We start from the raw sequence: 19,513 nt of genomic DNA, 5'->3' as shown, positions 1-19,513 counted from the left end.
GATATCCGATCCTATACGCGGCCGGTCTGGCCCCTGTGTCGCAAATAATGGTCGGCGAGCGTACAGGCAAGCATTGCTTCGCCGATGGGAACCGCTCTTATGCCGACACAGGGATCGTGCCGGCCCTTGGTCCGCACATTCACCTCGTTGCCGTCGGCGTCGACACTTCGGCGCTCGGTCAGGATCGAGGAGGTTGGCTTGACCGCGAACCGGGCGACGATGGCCTGTCCGGTCGAAATGCCTCCGGCAATGCCTCCGGCGTTGTTTGACAGGAACACAGGCTTTCCGTCCTTGCCCATGCGCATCTCGTCGGCGTTTTCCTCGCCGGTGATCGCCGCCGCGCCGAAGCCGTTGCCGATCTCGACGCCTTTGACCGCATTGATCGACATGAGGTTCGACGCAATGTCCTGGTCGAGCTTGGCATAGACGGGGGCACCGAGTCCTGCGGGTACGCCCTCGGCAACCACCTCGATGACGGCGCCGACCGAGGAACCGGCCTTGCGCACATCGTCCAGATGGGCTTCCCAGCGCGGCACGGTTTCGGGATCGGGGCAGAAAAACGGGTTGTCGTCGACGGCGTTCCAGTCCCATCTGTCGCGGTCGATCGCGATGGTGCCGATCTGGACCAGCGCGCCGCGGATCGTCATTCCGGGCACGACCTTTCGCGCCAGGCCGCCGGCCGCGACCCTGGCAGCGGTCTCGCGGGCGGACGAGCGGCCGCCGCCGCGGTAGTCGCGCAGGCCGTATTTCGCATCATAGGTGTAGTCGGCATGACCCGGCCGGTAGCGCCGAGCGATTTCCGAATAATCCTTCGACCGCTGGTCGGTGTTCTCGATCATCATCGATATCGGTGTTCCGGTCGTCACAAGGGCTTCGCCGTCCTCACGCGGCATGAAGCCCGACAGCACCTTGACCGCGTCCGCCTCGCGCCGCTGGGTCACGAAGCGCGACTGTCCGGGCTTGCGCTTGTCGAGCCAGTGCTGCAGCTCGGCCACCGTGAATTCGATCCCGGGGGGACAGCCGTCGACGACACAGCCGAGGGCAGGGCCGTGACTCTCTCCCCATGTGGTGACTCGGAACAGGTGACCGAACGTATTGTGTGACATGCATCCTGCCTGGATTTGATGCGACGGCGCGAAAACCGTCCCCCGGACATCGTCCGCGAATTTCCAAGCATCGTCTAGGCAGTTTTTCCCGGTGGGTCAAATGAATCGAATTGACCGGAATTCATGCTAGCCGGTTGAATTTGCGGCAAAACACCGGTCCGGAAGCGATTCTCAGGCCGATATTTCCATCCAGTTCAGGGTGCCGTCGTCGATTTTGAGGACCCGGTCGTGCGGGACGGGCAGATCGGCGGCTTCGGAGCCGGGCGTACCGGCAACGATGTGAAACAGCGTGCGAATGACGCCGCCATGGGTAACGCACACGGTCGGCGCCGTGACGTCGTTGAGCCAGGCCGCGACCCGCCAGCTCAGGATCTCGTAGCTCTCCGCATTCTCGCCGCGGGGCTGGAAATTCCACTTGTCGCGCAGCCGCTCCTCGATGTGATCCGGCACGGTCTCGGCGAGTTCATCATAGGTCTGCCCCTCCCAGTCCCCGAAACACACTTCGATCAGGCGCCGGTCGGTGCGGTATCCGTTCGGCTCGAGATCCATGGCGCCACGCAGCAATTCCATGGTCTCGCGCGTCCGGCTCAAGGGGCTTGAAACGAAATCGTAGTTTTCCGCCTGTTCGCCGATCAGCGATTTGAGGAGGCGTCCGTTATCAGCGGCCTGCCGTTGCCCGGTCGCGTTTAGCGGCACATTGCGCGCGCCCTGGAACCGTCCCTCAATGTTCCAGTCCGTCACGCCGTGCCGCACGACGTAGACCGGCGGTAGGGTGTCGTCCATGATGAATTGCCTCCGCCGTCACCGGGGCTCTTATCAGTCCTTGATGACGGAAATGTCCGGTGCGTCGACAGCCTTCATTCCGACAGTGTGGTAGCCGGAATCCACGTGATGCACCTCGCCGGTCACCGCCAGCGACAGGTCGGAAAGCAGATAGAGCGCAGATGCGCCGACTTCATCGGTGGTCACCGTGCGCTTGAGCGGCGCGTTGTACTCGTTCCACTTCAGGATGTAGCGGAAGTCGCCGATACCGGAAGCGGCAAGCGTCTTGATCGGCCCTGCCGATATAGCATTGACCCGGATCCCGCGACCGCCCAGGTCGACCGCCAGATAACGCACGCTGGCCTCGAGGGCCGCCTTGGCGACACCCATGACGTTGTAGTGCGGCATCACTTTTTCGGCGCCGTAATAGGTCAGTGTCAGGATGGAGCCGCCGTCGTTCATGATCGCCTCGGCGCGCCGCGCGAGGGCGGCCAGCGAATACACGGAGATTTCCATGGTCCGGGTGAAATTCTCGCGGGTGGTGTTGACGAAGCGTCCGGTCAACTCCTCCTTGTCGGAGAACGCGATCGCGTGCACGAGGAAGTCGATCTTGCCCCAGCGCTCTTCGAGATCGGCAAAGACCGCGTCCATGCTCGCAGGGTCCGTGACGTCGCAATGGCCCGCGACATGCGCGCCAAGCTCTGATGCGAGCGGCTCGACGCGCTTTTTCAGCGCTTCGCCCTGATAGGTCAATGCCAGTTCGGCACCGGCATCGGCGCAGGCCTTGGCGATCCCCCATGCAATCGATCGATTGTTGGCCACGCCCAAGATAACACCGCGCTTGCCCTTCATCAGACCCGCACCAAGAACCATATCCCACTCCTTGCTTATTGCTAACTTGGCTATGGCACAGAGGGCAAATGCGTTCAAGACGCTTGCGTCACGCTCCAAACCATCTTGCGCGGCGACCGATGGCGGACCGGGCGCTTGCCGCCTGCCGGCCGCCGGCCTCAATCCGATGATCTCGCGTAGGCCAGTAGGTCCTCGTCCGGCTCTTCGGGCAGCAAGAGCTTCACGTTTATGTAGAGATCGCCGCGTCGTTTGCTGCTGTCCGGCAGGCCCTTGCCGCGAACGCGCAGAACACGGTCGGAGCCGGACCAGGGCGGAACGGAGACGAGGAGCTTGCCGTCGAGGCCCTCGAAAGGCACCTTGGTGCCGAGGATCCCGTCTTTCAACGGCACCGGCAGGTCGGCCACCAGGTCGACGCCGTCGGTGCGCAAATACTTGTGCACCTTGTAACGTATTGTGATGAGGGCATCGCCCTTCTTGTCGTCGGACACGCGTTTGCCCTTGCCATGCAGGCGCAGCACGCGGCCGTTTTCGATCCCGGCCGGCAGATTGACCTTGACGGTCTTGCCGTCCGGGAGCTGGACCTTCTGGCTCGATGTCTTCAGGACCGTGTCGAGCGGTATGGTCAGCTCGGCGTGAAGATCCGCATCGGATTCTTCCGGCTCAGATTCAGGCTCCGGCTCAGGATGGTCGTCCAGTCCCGGCGCATCCCCGGCGGTCTTGCGCACGAAGGAATCGCCGAAGATCCGTTCCATGATCTCTTCGTGAGTGTCGTTTTCAAATTCACCCGACTTTGGCGCCTTGGTGTCCTCCGACGGCTTGTCTTCGTCGGTCTCGGCTTGCGTCGCGGTTGCGGCGTTGCCGCTCTTGCTTCGTCGGAAGTTGAACCCGTTCCAGGGATTGACGCCCGCAAATCCCGAAAAGACGGATTTCTTGGCTGTCGCACGACCGGTCGCATCGATCTGGCCGCTGTCGAAGAGACGTTTCTTGTCCGCGTTGCCCAGGATTTCGTAGGCGTGGTTGATGTCGTTGAACCGCGAAGCCGCGCGCGGGTTGTCCTGATTGCGGTCCGGGTGGCTGGCTTTCGCCTTCTTGCGGAACGCAGCCTTGATCTCCGGGCCGGTGGCTGATTTCGGAACACCGAGAACCGCATAGGGATTACGCATGGGACGACCCACCTGAACTGAGCTGCCGGTTGCGGCGGCAGTTAAACGTTGCTTCGGGTCGGTGATTCTAGGGCGAAGTTATGAAAAAAGGCTTGATTCAAGGAGCCGCGGCGGGGCGCCTGTCGTCCAGGGCGGGGAGGGTCAGCTTTGCTGGGCCAGGGACTTGAGTGACCAGGACTTGGTCAGGCGTGTTCGGCAGATTTCGCCGGTATATTGCATGATTCCGTCATAGCTGTGTTTTGATACGATGAAATCGCGGCAGACCTTGCCGACCGACTTGCTCTCGCGGACAAAACTCACCGAGCCGAAATTGCCGGTCACCGCATTGTTCCAGGGTATGTCCTGAACGTAGCCCGGCTTGATTTTGGCCTCGGCAACCGTGTCCGCTATGATCGCATCGTCGGAAGCCGTGTCGATTGCCGAGCTGATCGAGCCCGAAAGAAGGCTGGTATCCGGCTTGTCCTCGACCCCGAGGTCGAGACCCGAACTCACGCAGCCCGCGACGGACACCAGCGCGGCCAGTACAACAGCGCGCGGCAAGAAAGAACCGGATTGTCTCTCGCGCGAATTTCTGTTCTGTACACAAACGGGCTTCAACTGCGTCACTCGCTACAACCACTTAACAGTTCTGACGGTTACAATACTATGGCTAACAACACTTTGTTAATGAAAGATGATTTTACCCTTTCCGAAGAACCGCTCAAGTTGTTCGGCCAGTGGCTTTCAGACGCGCAGGACAGCGAGCCGAATGATCCGACGGCGCTGTCGCTGGCAACGGTTGATGAGGACGGATTGCCGAATGTGCGGATGGTTCTGCTCAAGGGATTCGATGAACGCGGTTTCACCATCTATACCAATTTCGAAAGCCAGAAGGGAAAGGAACTGTTGGCCTCAAAGAAGGCGGCAATGTGTTTCCACTGGAAATCGCTGCGCCGCCAGGTCCGGCTGCGCGGCACTGTATCGGTTGTCAGCGACGAGGAGGCCGACGAGTATTTCGCCACCCGGCCGCGCGGCAGCCGCATCGGCGCCTGGGCGTCCCAGCAGTCGCGGCCGCTGGAAGGCCGGTTCGCCCTGGAAAAGGCGGTCGCGGAATACACCGCCAAATATCCTGTCGGAGCGATACCGCGGCCGTCCTACTGGTCCGGCTTCAGGTTGTCTCCGGTGTCCATAGAATTCTGGCACGACCGCAAGTTCCGCCTGCATGATCGTATCGTCTTCAGCCGCGCCGCGGAGGGTGAGGCCTGGACGAAAACCCGGCTTTATCCCTGAACAGGGCGCTTGACCGGCTATCAGGCCTGCGTGCCGCCGACGGTCATCTGGTCCATCCGCAGGTGCGGCTGGCCGACGCCGACCGGGACGCTTTGCCCGGCCTTGCCGCACATGCCGATTCCGTTGTCGAGCTTGGAGTCGTTGCCGACCATCGAGACCCGGTGCATTGCGTCGGGACCGTTGCCGATAAGCATGGCCCCCTTGATCGGCGCGCCGACCTTGCCGTCCTCGATGAGATAGGCCTCGGTGCAGGCGAACACGAACTTGCCGGAGGTGATATCGACCTGTCCGCCGCCGAATGAAACGGCGTAGACGCCCTTGTCGACGGAGGCGATGATCTCCTCGGGCGCCTTGTCGCCGCCCAGCATATAGGTGTTGGTCATGCGCGGCATCGGCCGGTGCGCGTGTGACTGCCGCCGCCCGTTGCCGGTCGGCGTCATGCCCATCAGGCGCGCGTTCTGCCGGTCCTGCATGTAGCCGACAAGTTTGCCGTCTTCGATCAGGACGTTGTAGCCGGATGGCGTGCCCTCGTCGTCGATCGTCAGCGATCCGCGGCGCTCGGAAATTGTTCCGTCATCCACGACCGTCACGCCCTTCGCGGCCACCTGTTCGCCCATCAGGCCGGCAAAGGCGGATGTCTTCTTGCGGTTGAAATCGCCTTCGAGACCATGTCCGACCGCCTCGTGCAGCATCACGCCGGGCCAGCCGGCTCCGAGCACCACGTCGAACGTTCCGGCCGGTGCCGGGATGGCCTCCAGGTTGACCAGCGCCTGCCTCAGGGCCTCGTCCGCGCCGGCCTGCCAGCTGTCCTCAACGATGAACGCGCCGAACCCGCGGCGCCCGCCGGCACCGTAACTGCCGCTCTCCTGTCTGTCGCCTTCGCCGACAACGACGCTGATGCTCAATCGCGTGAGCGGCCGGATGTCGCGCAGGATCTGGCCGTCGGCCCGCAATATGTTGACCACCTGCCAGCCGGCGGCGAGCGACGCCGTCACCTGGCGGACCTTCGGGTCCTTGCCGCGCAAATAGGCGTCGATCTCCTGCAGGAGCGCCACCTTTTCGGCAAAGGCGGGCGCACCGATCGGGTTCTCGTCGCCGTAAAGATGCTTGTTCGTCCGCGCCGGCGCATCGGCGTAGGTGCCGCCATGGCCGCGCGTTACGGCAGCCACCGCATCGCTCGCGCGCCGGAGGGCGGCTTCCGAGAGATCGCCGGAATGGGCATAGCCGACCGCTTCGTCGGCCACGGCGCGCAGTCCGAATCCCTGGTCGCAGGAGAAATTCCCCGCTTTCAGCCGACCGTCGTCGAAGGTCAGTGCTTCCAGCTGCGCATATTCGACGAAAAGTTCGCCGTCATCGGCGCCGCCCAGGCTGTTCCTCACGATTTCGGATACGCGCTCCTCCGAGCAATCAAAGTTCTTGAGCAGGTCGGTATTCATATCGTTGTCCGGATACGGCACGGCCAATTCGGCAGCGCCCTGTTTCGGGAAAGGCCTTTCCCCATATATGGTATAGCGCATTCATATCCAATGCGAACGATCGGGCGAAGCGCGGGGAGGCTGTTGCGTGGCTGGAAATCGTGGAAAGACATCGCCGGGAAAGAAACGCGCGGTCACCCTCAAGACGCGGCCGGGCGCCGGCGATCCCGACAGCTTTCTGGCCAGCATCGAGGATGAGGCCAAGCGCACCGACAGCCGCACGCTCGTGGACATGATGAAGCGCGTGACGGGCAAGGACGCGGTCATGTGGGGTTCGTCCATCATCGGCTTCGGCACCTATTCCAGCACCTACGCGGACGGCCGGGCGATGCAATGGATGGCGACGGGTTTCTCGCCCCGCAAGGCCGCACTGACGGTTTACATCATGCCGGGCTTTTCCGCCTATGAAGGCCTGATGTCGCGGCTCGGCGGGTACAAGACGGGAAAATCCTGTCTCTACATAAAACGCCTTTCGGACATCGATCTCGACGTTCTCGAAGAGCTGGTGGCACACGCCTACCGTCATATGAAGGAAAAATATCCCGATTGAGCGGATTGAGCTGCGTCAGGGCAGGGCGCCGAAACCATCTGTAAAGCCGGCGAGATCAACCGGGATCCCGATCCCTTCCTCCGGGGTCTGGAACACGATGAACGTCGCCGTTGTTCCCGATTTGAGCGTATTGAGCAGTGCGTCCTCCAGGATCACCTCGGCATAGCAGCCGTCGGTGAAGCACCGCACGAAATAGGCCCGGCCGATGTCCTTGCCATCGACGTTCAAGCCGAGACCGTTGGGCAGCAGCACGCCGAGCGGCGCCAGCACGCGCAGCACCCGCGCCTTCTTGTCAGCGGTCTTCAGCACGACCACCGACAAGCCGATTTCCGGGCGGTCCTCCGCAATCACGTTCTGCATCAGCGCGCACTGCTCGCTCGAAGCACCGGCCGGCTGGTCGCACACGATCGACCAGGCCCCGTGGTTGGAGCGCACCGTTCCCGGCTGTTGAGCGACGGCCGACGCGGCCAGGCCGACGGCCGACACTGCAAATGCAATGGCGGCGATTTTCAGTTTCTTCAGTTGCGGCATGTTCGCTCCAGCGCTACCCGAATCATTCGCGGTATATTGTATTCGCCAATCGGCAATTGGAAGGTTCATGTTTCCCACGGGCTTGTCGGCGGCGTCCCTAGAGCACAATTGCGGCGACAATCGCGCAAGGGATTGTCCTTCCGATCGGAACGGCGCGAGGGTTCAACCGGTTGGACAGGATTTTTTTGCACGGGCTGCGTGTGATTATCAAGGCGGCTGTGCACTTTAGCCGGTTCAACTGCTTAAAATGTCGCACCCAAAGGCCTGTCAGCCAGTTGCGATTGGCTCTAAACTATGATTTTAAGCGCAGTCAATTAGAGGGAAAATGCGCCGCTGCGAAGCCAGCCGGCGTGTGCTCGAGGGAGAATTGTCGTGAGAATTCCGTTACAGGCAGTCTGGGCGCTGCTTGCCACATGGCTTTTGGCAACCCAGGCGCATGCCGCGCAGCCCGTGGACTGGCAGATGGGTTTTCAGCCCGCCGTCACCGATATCATGCGCGAGATTGCCTGGTTCAACGCCTACACACTGTGGTTCATTATACCCATCTCGCTCTTGGTGCTTGTGCTGCTGGTCATCGTGATCCTGCGTTTCCGCAAGGGTGCGAACCCCAACCCCTCCAAGACAAGTCACAACACGACGATCGAGATTATCTGGACCGCGGGTCCGGTAATCATTCTGCTGTGCCTGGCCATTCCTTCCTTCCAGCTCCTCAATGCCCAGTTCACGCCGCCGGATGAGCCGCAACTGACGATCAAGGCGACGGGATACCAGTGGTATTGGGGCTACGAATATCAGGTGGAGCAGGAGGTCGCCTTCGATTCCATCCTGCTCGCCGATGACGACCGGGCGGAATACGGCAAGGAAGACCGCGCCGAATATCCGCGGCTTCTGGCGGTCGACAACGAAATGGTCGTTCCGGTCGGCATGACCGTCCGCCTTCTGGTAACCGCGGGCGACGTCATCCATTCCTATGCGATGCCGGCCTTCGGCGTGAAGATGGATGCCGTTCCCGGCCGCATGAACGAGACCTGGTTCAAGGCCGACCGCGAGGGCCTTTACTACGGCCAGTGTTCGGAGCTGTGCGGCAAGGACCACGCCTATATGCCGATCGGCGTGCGCGTTGTTTCGGCCGAGCAGTACGGCGCATGGCTGGCCGCTGCGGCGGACGATGTCGAGGCCGCCAATGCGCAGTTGATGGCTTCGATTGAGGAAGCCGCAAAGACCGTTGAGCTCGCTGCCAACGAAGCACAGAAGATCGAGGAGTAAACCCATGGCCGGTGCAACAGCAGCTCATGACGCTCACGACCACAAGCCGACGGGCTGGACCCGCTGGGTTTATTCCACCAACCACAAGGACATCGGCACGCTTTATCTGATCTTCGCGATCATTGCCGGTGTCATCGGCGGCGCGCTGTCCATCTTCATGCGCTGGGAACTGCAGGACCCGGGCATTCAGATATTCCACGGCCTCGCGTCGATGGTTTACGGCTTCGACGGCGATGCCGCGATCGATGGCGGCAAGCACATGTACAATGTGTTCACCACCGCCCACGGCCTTATCATGATCTTCTTCATGGTCATGCCGGCGTTGATCGGCGGATTTGCCAACTGGATGGTGCCGATCATGATCGGCGCGCCGGACATGGCGTTTCCGCGCATGAACAACATTTCGTTCTGGCTGCTGCCGCCGGCCTTCATCCTGCTGCTGCTCTCCATGTTCGTGGAGGGTCCGGCAGGCTCCTACGGCGTCGGCGGGGGATGGACCATCTATCCGCCGTTATCGACAACCGGCCAGCCCGGCCCGGCGATGGATTTCGCGATCCTGTCGCTGCACATTGCCGGTGCCTCGTCGATCCTCGGCGCCATAAATTTCATAACCACGATCTTCAACATGCGCGCCCCGGGCATGACGCTGCACAAGATGCCGCTGTTTGCCTGGTCGGTGCTCATCACGGCCTTCCTGCTGCTCTTGTCGCTGCCGGTTCTGGCGGGCGGCATCACGATGCTTCTGACGGACCGCAATTTCGGCACCTCCTTCTTCACGCCGGAGGGCGGTGGCGACCCGATCCTGTTCCAGCACCTGTTCTGGTTCTTCGGGCATCCCGAGGTCTACATCCTGATCCTGCCGGCCTTCGGCATCATCAGCCACATCGTCGCGACATTCTCGCGCAAGCCGGTGTTCGGATATCTGGGCATGGCCTATGCGATGGTGGCCATCGGTGCCGTCGGCTTCATCGTCTGGGCACACCACATGTACACGGTCGGCCTTTCGCTCGACGCGCAGCGCTATTTCGTCTTCGCGACCATGGTGATCGCCGTTCCGACGGGTGTGAAGATCTTCTCCTGGATTGCCACCATGTGGGGCGGATCGATGACCATCCGCACGCCCATGCTGTGGGCGCTCGGCTTCATCTTCCTGTTCACCGTCGGTGGCGTCACGGGCGTGCAGCTGGCCAATGCCGGTCTCGACCGGGCCATGCATGACACCTATTACGTGGTCGCCCATTTCCACTACGTGCTGTCGCTCGGCGCCGTGTTCGGCATCTTCGCGGCCTGGTACTACTGGTTCCCCAAGATGACGGGCTACATGTACAACTCGCTCGTCGCCAAGACGCATTTCTGGGTCATGTTCATCGGTGTGAACCTCGTGTTCTTCCCGCAGCATTTCCTCGGTCTTGCGGGCATGCCGCGCCGCTATATCGACTATCCCGATGCCTATGCCGGCTGGAACGCGGTCTCCTCCTACGGTTCCTACATTTCGGCGATCGGCGTGGTGATTTTCCTGTTCGGCGTCTGGGAGGCATTTGCCAAAAAGCGTCAGGCAGAAGACAATCCCTGGGGCGAGGGCGCGACGACGCTCGAATGGAAACTGAGTTCGCCGCCGCCGTTCCACCAGTGGGAGCAGCTTCCGCGCATCAAATAGGCGCAAGAAATTGCGGGAGCCGCGCAAGCGGCTCTTGCCAGTACCGACAACAGGCAAATACACTCACAGCGATGGCAATAACCGGTGAACATGGCGCGTTGAAGGGAGCGGAACTCGGTCTGTCCGAAGCCGAACCCCGAGACTACTTTGCGCTTTTGAAACCGCGGGTCATGTCGCTGGTCGTATTCACGGCCTTTGTCGGGCTGATCATTGCGCCTGGCACGATCCACCCGTTCCTCGGCGTCGTTTCGATCCTGTGCATCGCCGTCGGGGCCGGCGCTTCCGGCGCGCTCAACATGTGGTACGACGCCGACATCGATGCCGTCATGTCGCGGACCGCCGCGCGTCCCATTCCGGCCGGCCGCATCGGCCGTTCCGAGGCCCTGACGTTCGGTCTCGTCCTTTCGGCGTTCTCGATCCTGACCCTCGGTCTGCTCGTCAACTGGCTGGCCGCCGGTCTGCTGGCGTTCACGATCTTCTTCTACGTCGTCATCTACACCATGTGGCTGAAGCGCTCGACGCCGCAGAACATCGTCATAGGCGGCGCCGCCGGTGCGCTTCCGCCGATGATCGGTTGGGCCTGTGTGACAGGCACAGTGTCGCTGGACAGCTTTGTCCTGTTCCTGATGATCTTCCTGTGGACGCCGCCGCATTTCTGGGCGCTGGCGCTTTTCAAGCAGGGCGATTACGACAAGGCCGCCATTCCGATGATGCCCAATGTCGCCGGTGTCGAATCGACCAAGCGGCAGATTTTCGTTTACGCGATCGCCACGGCGCTGGTCGGCGTTCTGCCTTATTGGATGGGCTTTGCAAGCCCCGCCTACGGGCTGTTGGCGACCGGCCTGGGACTGGGTTTCATCTGGTACGCCTACCGGGTTCTGCGCATGAGCCCGGCGGACGAGAAGATGAAGCCGGCAAAGGCGATGTTCGGCTTTTCGCTGATCTACCTGTTCGCCCTTTTCGCGACGCTGCTGGTCGACGGCCTCACCGTGAGCCTCGGAGCATGAGCATGATCGAGCAGGTGGAATTGACCGATCGGCAGAAACGCGCGCGCCGGCGGCGGTCCATTGCCCTGGCCTTGGCGCTCGCGGCCCTTGTGGTGCTTTTTTACGTCGCGACGATCGTCAAGTTCGGCCCCGCCATACTTGACCGCGCACTGTGACGGGTGTCCCGATGAGCGAATTGCAAAAAGGCGCGAGCAACAAGAAGAGCACCGGCAACTGGCGGGTGCTGGCCGCCTGCCTCGGCCTTGTCGTCGCGATGGCCGGCATGTCCTATGCCGCTGTTCCGCTCTACCAGCTGTTCTGCCAGGTGACCGGTTACGGCGGAACGACGCAACGCGCCGAGCAGTATTCCGAGACGATCCTCGACCGCACGATCACCGTCCGCTTCGATGCCAACACGGCCGGTGCGCTGGGCTGGGACTTCAAGCCCGTCGAACGCGAGGTCGAACTGCGTATCGGCGAGACGAAACAGGCTTCGTATGTTGCAATCAACACCGGAAGCGCCGCGAGCGCTGGGCAGGCGACATTCAACGTCACCCCGCAGGCTGCGGGGGCCTATTTCAACAAGGTCGAATGCTTCTGCTTCACCGAAACGGAACTGGCGCCGGGCGAAAGCCTCGACATGCCGGTCGTCTTCTTTGTCGACCCGGCAATCGTCGAAGCGCCGGAGACGAGGAACATCAACGCGATAACACTGTCCTATACGTTCTTCCCGCTGGACGGGGAAAAGCCCGTGGCCGAGGCCGCCGGTCCGGACGGCAGGGACAGGCTCTAGAAACAATGCTGCGGCCGGGCCGCAGCCGCAGGGAAAAGACAATTCGGGGACTTTGAGTATGGCTGATGCCCATCAAAAGCAGCACGACTACCACATAATCGATCCCAGCCCGTGGCCGTTTATCGGTTCGGTCGGTGCGTTGACAATGGCGATTGGCGGCATCGCCTATATGCGCTATCTGGCCGGCGGCTCGCTGGACATATTCGGGATACAGCTGGCCAATCCGTGGATATTCTTCGCCGGTCTGGTCATCGTGCTTTACACGATGTTCGGGTGGTGGTCGGACTGCATCAAGGAAAGCCACGAAGGCCACCACACGCGTGTCGTATCGCTGCATTTGCGCTATGGCATGATCATGTTCATCGCCTCCGAAGTGATGTTCTTCGTCGCCTGGTTCTGGGCCTTCTTCGACGCCGCGATCTTTGCCGGAGAGGCAGCGCAGGTCGCGCGTGTCGAACATACAGGCGGACAGTGGCCGCCCGTCGGCATCGAGGTGCTCGATCCGATGCACCTGCCGCTCTACAACACGATCATCCTGCTTCTGTCGGGAACGACCGTGACCTGGGCCCACCACGCGTTGTTACACGACAACCGGCGCGGCCTGGTCACCGGCCTGGTCCTGACCGTGGTGCTCGGCGCGCTGTTCTCGTTTGTGCAGGTATACGAGTACATCCACGCGCCTTTCGCCTTCAAGGACTCGATCTACGGCGCGACATTCTTCATGGCCACCGGCTTCCACGGTTTCCATGTTCTGGTCGGCACGATCTTCCTGCTCGTCTGCCTGATCCGCGCGACCGCCGGGGACTTCACGCCGAAGAAACATTTCGGTTTCGAGGCCGCGGCCTGGTACTGGCACTTCGTTGACGTTGTGTGGCTGTTCCTGTTCTTCAGTATCTATATCTGGGCCTCCTGGGGCGCAGAGATCGCCGCGCACTAGCAAGGGCCGATACCGCGAGTTGGGAGGGGGCGCCGCGCCGGACGCGCGCGCCCCCGCTTCTTTGGAGCCGCCGCATGAGCGACAACGACAGCGCCAGTTATCCGCCGGTCGATCCGTACCGTTCAGGCATACTCGGGCTCTGCCCGCGGTGCGGAAACGGGCGGCTGTTTGACGGCTATATCAAGGTCGGCAGGTCCTGCCCGAACTGTGGCCTGGATTACGGCTTTGCCGATGCCGGCGACGGTCCCGCGATCTTTGTCATCCTGCTGATCGGCTTCCTGGTGGTCGGTCTGGCGCTGTGGGCAGAGGTGTCCTACGCACCGCCATTGTGGCTTCACCTGGTGCTGTGGATACCGCTCAGCCTCGCCCTATGCCTGCTGCTGCTGCGTGCGCTCAAGGGCCTGCTGATCAATCTGCAATACAAGAACAGCGCCCATGAGGGTGAGCTCGACAATGACTGATGAAGCGCAAGACAAGCGGGAAGGGGCCGATTCGAACCGCGGGCGCTCGGTTGCCTTGCTGCTGGCTTTTGTGCTCCCGGTATTCGTCATGCTGCTGCTGCTCGGCAATTGGCAACTGCACAGGCTTGCCTGGAAGCAAGGGCTGATCGCCACCATCGAGACCCGCATGGCCCGGGCTCCGCAAACCCTCGACGAAGTGCGTGCCGAATGGGAACAATCGGGCGACGTCGAGTATCTGCCGGTGCGCGCCGACGGCGTCTTCCGCCATGCGGCCGAACAGCATTTCCTTGCCACCCACGAGGGGCAGTCCGGCTGGTATGTCTATACGCCCTTCGAACTCGCTGACGGGCGGGTCGTCATCGTCAATCGCGGTTTTGTCGCCTATGACCTGAAGGATCCCGCCAGGCGCACCTGGCAGCCGATTGAGGGGCCGGTAGCCATCACGGGTTTTGCCCGCAACCCGCTGTCCGAAAAACCGGGCCGGCTTGTCCCCGACAATGTACCGGCGGACAGGGTCTGGTACTGGAAGGACTTCTCAGGCATGGCCCGGGCCATGGGACTGCAGGAAGCGGCGCTGGTGCCGTTTTTTGTCGATGTGTCGACGACAGACGGCGAAGTGGCCGCCGGTCCGGTGGGCGGCGTCACACGCGTTTCGCTGCCGAACAATCACCTGCAATACGCGGTGACCTGGTTCGGGCTGGCCGCGGCATTGCTTGTGGTCTCCGGATTTTTCCTCTGGCGGCGGCTGCGCCGGTGAGAATAGCGTCGGGACGGGCGGTTTCCTAATCGGAACTCTTGCTCTACAAGTTCTGCAGACTATTTCGGAAATGCGATGACCAAGGTTTCGAAACCTCCACTGACAATCCGCCTGTGCGGACCGCGCGGCTTTTGCGCCGGTGTGGACCGTGCCATCCAGATTGTCGTCCTGGCGCTGAAGAAATACGGCGCGCCGGTCTATGTCCGGCACGAGATCGTCCACAACCGCTATGTCGTCGAAGGGCTGCGCGCGCGGGGCGCGGTTTTCGTCGAGGAACTCGATGAGATTCCGCCCGAGCACAGCAGCCAGCCGGTGATATTCTCCGCTCACGGCGTGCCGAAATCAGTCCCGGCGGATGCGGCGGCCAGGAACCTTTTCTATCTCGATGCGACCTGTCCGCTTGTTTCGAAGGTCCACAAGCAGGCGATGCGCCACCAGCGCCTGGGAAGACACGTGATCCTGATCGGCCATGCCGGACATCCCGAGGTCATCGGCACGATGGGGCAGTTGCCGCCCGGGGCCGTGAGCCTCATTGAGACCGAGGAGCAGGCGAGGAACTACGCGCCGGCCGATCCGGACAGTCTCGGTTTCGTTACGCAGACGACCTTGTCGGTCGAGGATACCGCCGGCATCATCGACGTGCTCAAGGCGCGCTTTCCGCAACTGGCGGCGCCGGCGGCCGAATCCATCTGCTATGCGACGACCAACCGCCAGGAGGCCGTCAGCGCTGCCGCGCCCGGCTGCGATCATTTCCTGATTGTCGGTGCGCCCAACTCGTCCAACTCGAAGCGGCTTGTCGAGGTCGCCCGGCGCGCCGGCGCCCGCAATGCCCTGTTGGTGCAACGCGCAGGCGAACTGCCGTGGGGCGAACTCGGCCCGGATGCAACGCGCACCATCGGCCTTTCGGCCGGTGCGTCCGCGCCCGAGATAATCGTCGACGAGATCATCGATGCCTTCCGAAACCGGTTCGAGGTGGCCATCGAGCTCGCCGAGACGGCTGTGGAAGACGAGAATTTTCCGGTCATGCGCGATCTGCGCGATATTGAATTGACGGGCGCTGACATGGCATTTGTCAATGGCGGCGGGCAGGGGTAGCGCGCAGGCGGGACAAGCGTCCGCGCGGGATTGAAGGGCCGGAATTTGGCAGTCTATACCGACATCACCGAGGCTGAACTCAGGGAGTTTCTCGAGCCCTACGATCTGGGCGCGCTGCTTTCCTACAAGGGCATAGCCGAAGGTGTCGAGAACTCCAATTTCCTGATGCATACCGAGAGCGGGTCCTACATCCTGACGCTCTACGAAAAGCGCGTGGACCGCAATGACCTGCCGTTTTTTCTCGGCCTGATGGAACATCTTGCCGGCAACGGCCTGATATGCCCGCTGCCGGTACACCGCCGCGACGGTGTCGTGCTCGGCGAACTCGCGGGCCGGCCGGCGGCGGTCATAACCTTCCTGGAAGGCATGTGGCCGCGCCGTCCGACACCGGATCACTGCAGCGAGGTCGGCAAGGTCGCCGCGAAGCTGCACCTGAGCGGCCGCGATTTCGACCGCAGCCGGAAAAACGCGCTGTCCGTGCGTGCCTGGCGGCCCCTCTGGGAATTGTCGGCCGGAAGGGCTGACGAGATCGAGGCCGGGCTTTCGCGGGAAGTGGAGGCCGATCTCGACCGGCTGGAAAGCAACTGGCCCGAAGGCCTGCCGTCCGGCGTCATTCATGCGGATCTTTTTCCGGACAATGTGTTCTTCCTCGGCGAAACGCTGTCCGGCGTCATCGACTTCTATTTCGCCTGCAACGACCTGTTTTCCTACGACGTGGCCGTGTGTTTGAACGCATGGTGCTTTGAAAGGGACGGTGCCTTCAATGCGACGAAAGGCATGGCGCTGCTCTCCGGGTACCAGTCCGTCAGACCGCTGAGCGCAGCAGAGGCCGAGGCGCTGCCGATGCTCGCCCATGGTGCCGCGCTGCGCTTTTTCCTCACCCGTCTCTATGACTGGCTGAACGTGCCGGACGGCGCCATGGTGGTGAAGAAGGACCCGACGGAATATCTGCGCTACATGCGCTTTCACCGCAATGTCGCCAACGCCGCCGAATACGGTCTGCGGCAACCAGGAGCGGGGTCGCATTGAAGCACGTGGAGATCTACACGGACGGCGCCTGTTCGGGCAATCCGGGGCCGGGCGGCTGGGGCGCGATCCTGCGCTACGGCAAGATCGAGAAGGAACTGTCCGGCGGCGCCGCCGATACGACCAACAACCGGATGGAATTGACGGCGGCGATCGAAGCGCTGCGTGCGCTCAAGGAGCGATGCCGGGTCGATCTCTACACCGATTCATCTTACGTCAAGGACGGGATCGGCGGCTGGATCGAGGGCTGGAAGCGCAACGGCTGGAAGACGGCGTCCAAGAAACCGGTCAAGAATGCCGATCTGTGGCAGGCGCTGGAAGAGGCGCGCAACCGCCACGAGGTCACATGGCACTGGATCAAGGGCCACGCCGGCCATCCCGAGAACGAACGCGCCGACGAGCTTGCGCGCAAGGCCATGGCGCCGTTCAAGGCGCCACAGCGGGAAGCATGATCAAAGCTGCTCGATAAGGGCGGCCGCGCCGGATGTCACCGCTTCGCCGGGTGAATCCTCGACATTCAGCGACACCACCGTGCCGTCATCGACAATCATCGAATAGCGCTTGGAGCGGATGCCGAGCGTTCCGGCCGAAAGGTCGGCATCCATACCGATCGCCTTGGTGAATGCTGCGTCCCAGTCCGCGAGATAGCGGATCTTTCCTTCGCCGCCGGTTGCAGCCGCCCATGCGCCGACGACAAAGCCGTCATTGACCGCGAGCACGACGATTTCATCGACACCCTTGGCCAAAATTGTTTCGCGGTTCTGCAGATAACCCGGAAGATGATTGAGATGGCAGGTCGGCGTAAAGGCGCCGGGAACGGCGAACAGAACCACCTTCTTGCCGCCGAAGATGCTCGAGATCGTCACCTCGTTCATGCCTTCGGAGTTGGCTTCCTTCAGTGTCAGTTCGGGCAGTTTGTCTCCAACGGAAATGGTCACGGTCGTATCCCTCTAAAATATGCGGCGGTCTGCCGGCCGGTTTAAAGAATTCCAGGCGCCACTGGTCGGGACGCCGTCCACGGCTCAAAATAGGAAATCCGGCGATCATGTCCACATCATGTCGCCGGCTTTGTGCAGGAACGCAACGATGCCCACTCGATGCGGAGTCAGGGAAGCGCTATTTCCGTTTCCATGCTGCGCCCCGATGCCTTGACCACCACACGGACGTTCTCGCCGGAAAGGCTGTCGCCATCGCCGTCGCCGTCCACGAGGAAGGTCGCGACATTCGCGTCGAAGCCGGTGATCCGCGGCGGGTCGAAACGCCATCCCTGCGGGCCGGTGACGAAAAGCTCGCTACCCTCGTCGGCATCCGGAAGCGCGACCGACAGGGTGAAGCCGTCGCCGGTGTCGCGAACACGCGCATCGACGATCTCGAAACCGTCCCCCGGTTCCTCGGGCAGCGATTCAAACGCCTTTTTGACGAGGCGCTTCTCGAACGCATTGGCCGGCTTGTCGGGATCGACGGTCAGTGAAAAGCTGGTCTGCAGCGGAATGCAGATGGACTCGCAGATGCCCAGAAACACGTCCGCCTCGACGACGCTCTTTTCACCCGCCTTTTCCTGGCGCAGCGTGATCGGCAGGACCACCGGGTAGGGATAGCCGGCCCAAATGGAATAGGCGTCCTCGATGCGTTCGGGCGCCGGAAAATGGATCTCGGCGGCGCTGATATTGTCGCTGCGATCCACCTTGAACGACGGGGGAACGCCCGCTTCGCCCGGGTCGCGCCAGTAGGTCTTCCAGCCGGGCAGGAGCTCGATATCAAGGGCCGCCCTTATGGTTCCGTCGGCGGCCGGTTCGAGTGCCGATACGCGAATACGTCCACCCTCTGTCTCAACCCATTCGCTGGACGCGGCGTCGGCGGAAAGCGGGATCAATGCGAGAAAACAGGCAAGAGAGCACGCGGCCCGTACGGCGCCATGGGTTTTGAAACGATAATTGATCATGGCGGCAATCTATACACAGGCACCTTCGGAAACCAGTCACGAGCGTTGCCGGTTCAATCATATTCCGGTGAACGGCCGGCCCGCCGCAAACCCCTAAACCCAGTCGAACCAGCAGCTTCGCCGGCCCCGTCCGCGCGCAACCGCAAAGCGCGGCGATTGGGCCGTTCGTGTCGGTCCCGTTGCCTTTTGTCGGCCGCGCGGAATCGCCGGTAAACATTCGTATCCGGCGCTGTTTCAATTTGTCCGGCAATTGCGTTAAGCTGCCCGCATGGACATTCTTCACGAAAGTCTCCTCGGAGATGGAGAACGCGGTTGTTTCGACGGGCAGTTCCTGCTCGCTATGCCCGGATTGTCCGATTCGAATTTCTCACGCACCGTGATCTATATCTGCGCCCACAACAGCAGCGGCGCGGTCGGCTTCATCCTCAATCGGCCGCAATCGATCTCCTTCAGCGAACTGATGGTCCAGCTTGAGCTCATTCAGCCGGATGAGGAGCCGACGCTGCCGCGCTCGGCGCTGGATTTGAACGTGCAGGCCGGCGGGCCGGTCGAGACGGGAAGGGGCTTCGTGCTGCATTCCGACGACTACCACAGCGATGCAACGCTTCCGGTATCGGAAGAACTGTCGCTGACCGCGACGGTCGACATCCTGCGAGCCATCACCGAGGACCGGGGACCCAAGCGGGCGACCATGATGCTCGGTTACTCCGGGTGGGGCGCCGGACAGCTTGAAAACGAGGTCAGCGCCAATGGCTGGCTGACATGCCCCGCCGTCGATGACATCATCTTCGATGATGTGCTGGAGACGAAATACGAGCGTGCGTTCGCCTCGATCGGGATCGATCCCGCGATGCTTTCAAGCGAGTGCGGTCAGGCCTGACCGCA

The 19,513-nt window shown here is 62.0% G+C and carries 23 protein-coding genes; 14 read left to right on the top strand and 9 right to left on the bottom strand.

Annotated features, from left to right (window positions below):
- Nucleotides 1-11: 11 nt before the first annotated feature.
- From aroC to E4M07_RS21035, 5 genes are all read right to left on the bottom strand, one after another.
- Nucleotides 12-1,106 carry a chorismate synthase gene (gene aroC, locus E4M07_RS21055; protein ID WP_136660379.1) on the bottom strand — a complete coding sequence of 365 codons (1,095 nt, stop codon included), beginning with the start codon at nt 1,104-1,106 and terminating at the stop codon, nt 12-14.
- 171 nt (nt 1,107-1,277) lie between these two features.
- Nucleotides 1,278-1,889, bottom strand: coding sequence for a histidine phosphatase family protein (locus E4M07_RS21050; protein WP_136660378.1), 612 nt, complete (start codon nt 1,887-1,889; stop codon nt 1,278-1,280).
- A 33-nt stretch (nt 1,890-1,922) separates the two neighbouring features.
- Nucleotides 1,923-2,741: an enoyl-ACP reductase FabI gene (fabI, locus tag E4M07_RS21045; RefSeq protein WP_136660377.1), complete on the bottom strand. Its 819-nt coding sequence runs from the start codon at nt 2,739-2,741 to the stop codon at nt 1,923-1,925.
- Between the two features lie 137 nt (nt 2,742-2,878).
- Complete coding sequence (locus E4M07_RS21040; protein ID WP_136660376.1) at nt 2,879-3,883, bottom strand: DnaJ C-terminal domain-containing protein; 1,005 nt, start codon at nt 3,881-3,883, stop codon at nt 2,879-2,881.
- A gap of 141 nt (nt 3,884-4,024) precedes the next feature.
- Nucleotides 4,025-4,423 (bottom strand): RT0821/Lpp0805 family surface protein, encoded by a 399-nt coding sequence (locus E4M07_RS21035; protein WP_169054327.1) that lies wholly within the window; start codon nt 4,421-4,423, stop codon nt 4,025-4,027.
- Between the two features lie 126 nt (nt 4,424-4,549).
- On the opposite strand from E4M07_RS21035, the gene pdxH reads away from it, so the two are divergent.
- Nucleotides 4,550-5,152 (top strand): pyridoxamine 5'-phosphate oxidase, encoded by a 603-nt coding sequence (gene pdxH, locus E4M07_RS21030; protein ID WP_136660374.1) that lies wholly within the window; start codon nt 4,550-4,552, stop codon nt 5,150-5,152.
- Between the two features lie 20 nt (nt 5,153-5,172).
- Here pdxH and tldD read toward each other — a convergent pair whose 3' ends face one another.
- Nucleotides 5,173-6,588 (bottom strand): metalloprotease TldD, encoded by a 1,416-nt coding sequence (gene tldD, locus E4M07_RS21025; RefSeq protein WP_136660373.1) that lies wholly within the window; start codon nt 6,586-6,588, stop codon nt 5,173-5,175.
- A 127-nt stretch (nt 6,589-6,715) separates the two neighbouring features.
- Between tldD and E4M07_RS21020 the strand changes: the two genes are divergently transcribed.
- Nucleotides 6,716-7,177, top strand: a complete 462-nt coding sequence (locus tag E4M07_RS21020; RefSeq protein WP_136660372.1) for a DUF1801 domain-containing protein — start codon at nt 6,716-6,718, stop codon at nt 7,175-7,177.
- Nucleotides 7,178-7,192: 15 nt separating this feature from the next.
- Here the strand turns inward: E4M07_RS21020 and E4M07_RS21015 are convergent, their stop codons facing one another.
- Complete coding sequence (locus E4M07_RS21015; RefSeq protein ID WP_136660371.1) at nt 7,193-7,708, bottom strand: invasion associated locus B family protein; 516 nt, start codon at nt 7,706-7,708, stop codon at nt 7,193-7,195.
- Between the two features lie 372 nt (nt 7,709-8,080).
- Here E4M07_RS21015 and coxB point away from each other — a divergent pair, with 372 nt between their 5' ends.
- From coxB to rnhA, 11 genes are all read left to right on the top strand, one after another.
- Nucleotides 8,081-8,974 (top strand): cytochrome c oxidase subunit II, encoded by an 894-nt coding sequence (gene coxB / locus E4M07_RS21010; RefSeq protein WP_246660536.1) that lies wholly within the window; start codon nt 8,081-8,083, stop codon nt 8,972-8,974.
- A 4-nt stretch (nt 8,975-8,978) separates the two neighbouring features.
- The gene (gene ctaD, locus E4M07_RS21005) at nt 8,979-10,631 is read left to right on the top strand and encodes a cytochrome c oxidase subunit I (RefSeq protein WP_136660370.1); all 1,653 of its coding nucleotides are present in this window, start codon (nt 8,979-8,981) and stop codon (nt 10,629-10,631) included.
- A 71-nt stretch (nt 10,632-10,702) separates the two neighbouring features.
- Nucleotides 10,703-11,638, top strand: coding sequence for a heme o synthase (locus tag E4M07_RS21000; protein WP_246660535.1), 936 nt, complete (start codon nt 10,703-10,705; stop codon nt 11,636-11,638).
- Nucleotides 11,639-11,640: 2 nt separating this feature from the next.
- Nucleotides 11,641-11,793, top strand: a complete 153-nt coding sequence (locus E4M07_RS29170; protein WP_169054323.1) for a hypothetical protein — start codon at nt 11,641-11,643, stop codon at nt 11,791-11,793.
- Nucleotides 11,794-11,804: 11 nt separating this feature from the next.
- Nucleotides 11,805-12,410, top strand: a complete 606-nt coding sequence (locus E4M07_RS20995) for a cytochrome c oxidase assembly protein (RefSeq protein WP_136660368.1) — start codon at nt 11,805-11,807, stop codon at nt 12,408-12,410.
- 58 nt (nt 12,411-12,468) lie between these two features.
- Nucleotides 12,469-13,347: a cytochrome c oxidase subunit 3 gene (locus tag E4M07_RS20990; RefSeq protein WP_136660367.1), complete on the top strand. Its 879-nt coding sequence runs from the start codon at nt 12,469-12,471 to the stop codon at nt 13,345-13,347.
- Between the two features lie 74 nt (nt 13,348-13,421).
- Entirely contained in the window at nt 13,422-13,808 is a 387-nt protein-coding gene (locus E4M07_RS20985; RefSeq protein ID WP_136660366.1) for a DUF983 domain-containing protein, read from the top strand.
- Nucleotides 13,801-14,565 carry an SURF1 family protein gene (locus E4M07_RS20980; RefSeq protein WP_136660365.1) on the top strand — a complete coding sequence of 255 codons (765 nt, stop codon included), beginning with the start codon at nt 13,801-13,803 and terminating at the stop codon, nt 14,563-14,565. Before E4M07_RS20985 ends, E4M07_RS20980 begins: the two co-directional genes overlap by 8 nt.
- A 75-nt stretch (nt 14,566-14,640) precedes the next feature.
- On the top strand, nt 14,641-15,660 hold the full coding sequence (gene ispH / locus E4M07_RS20975; RefSeq protein WP_136660364.1) for a 4-hydroxy-3-methylbut-2-enyl diphosphate reductase: 1,020 nt from the start codon (nt 14,641-14,643) through the stop codon (nt 15,658-15,660).
- A gap of 45 nt (nt 15,661-15,705) precedes the next feature.
- Nucleotides 15,706-16,689: a homoserine kinase gene (locus E4M07_RS20970; RefSeq protein ID WP_136660363.1), complete on the top strand. Its 984-nt coding sequence runs from the start codon at nt 15,706-15,708 to the stop codon at nt 16,687-16,689.
- Nucleotides 16,686-17,138, top strand: coding sequence for a ribonuclease HI (rnhA, locus tag E4M07_RS20965; protein WP_136660362.1), 453 nt, complete (start codon nt 16,686-16,688; stop codon nt 17,136-17,138). The genes E4M07_RS20970 and rnhA overlap by 4 nt, the downstream gene beginning before the upstream one ends.
- Here the strand turns inward: rnhA and E4M07_RS20960 are convergent, their stop codons facing one another.
- On the bottom strand, nt 17,139-17,624 hold the full coding sequence (locus E4M07_RS20960; RefSeq protein ID WP_136660361.1) for a peroxiredoxin: 486 nt from the start codon (nt 17,622-17,624) through the stop codon (nt 17,139-17,141). It abuts the gene before it with no gap.
- Between the two features lie 167 nt (nt 17,625-17,791).
- The gene (locus E4M07_RS20955) at nt 17,792-18,628 is read right to left on the bottom strand and encodes a protein-disulfide reductase DsbD domain-containing protein (protein WP_136660360.1); all 837 of its coding nucleotides are present in this window, start codon (nt 18,626-18,628) and stop codon (nt 17,792-17,794) included.
- 268 nt (nt 18,629-18,896) lie between these two features.
- Between E4M07_RS20955 and E4M07_RS20950 the strand changes: the two genes are divergently transcribed.
- A complete protein-coding gene (locus E4M07_RS20950) occupies nt 18,897-19,508 on the top strand; it encodes a YqgE/AlgH family protein (protein ID WP_136660359.1) in 612 nt (203 codons plus the stop codon).
- The last annotated feature ends 5 nt before the right edge of the window (nt 19,509-19,513 follow it).

The sequence above is a fragment of the Nitratireductor sp. XY-223 genome (assembly GCF_004959855.1).
Classification (GTDB): Bacteria; Pseudomonadota; Alphaproteobacteria; order Rhizobiales; family Rhizobiaceae; genus Hoeflea_A.
The sequence above is the reverse complement of the archived record's forward strand: the minus strand, read 5'-3'. Positions and strand labels throughout refer to the sequence as shown.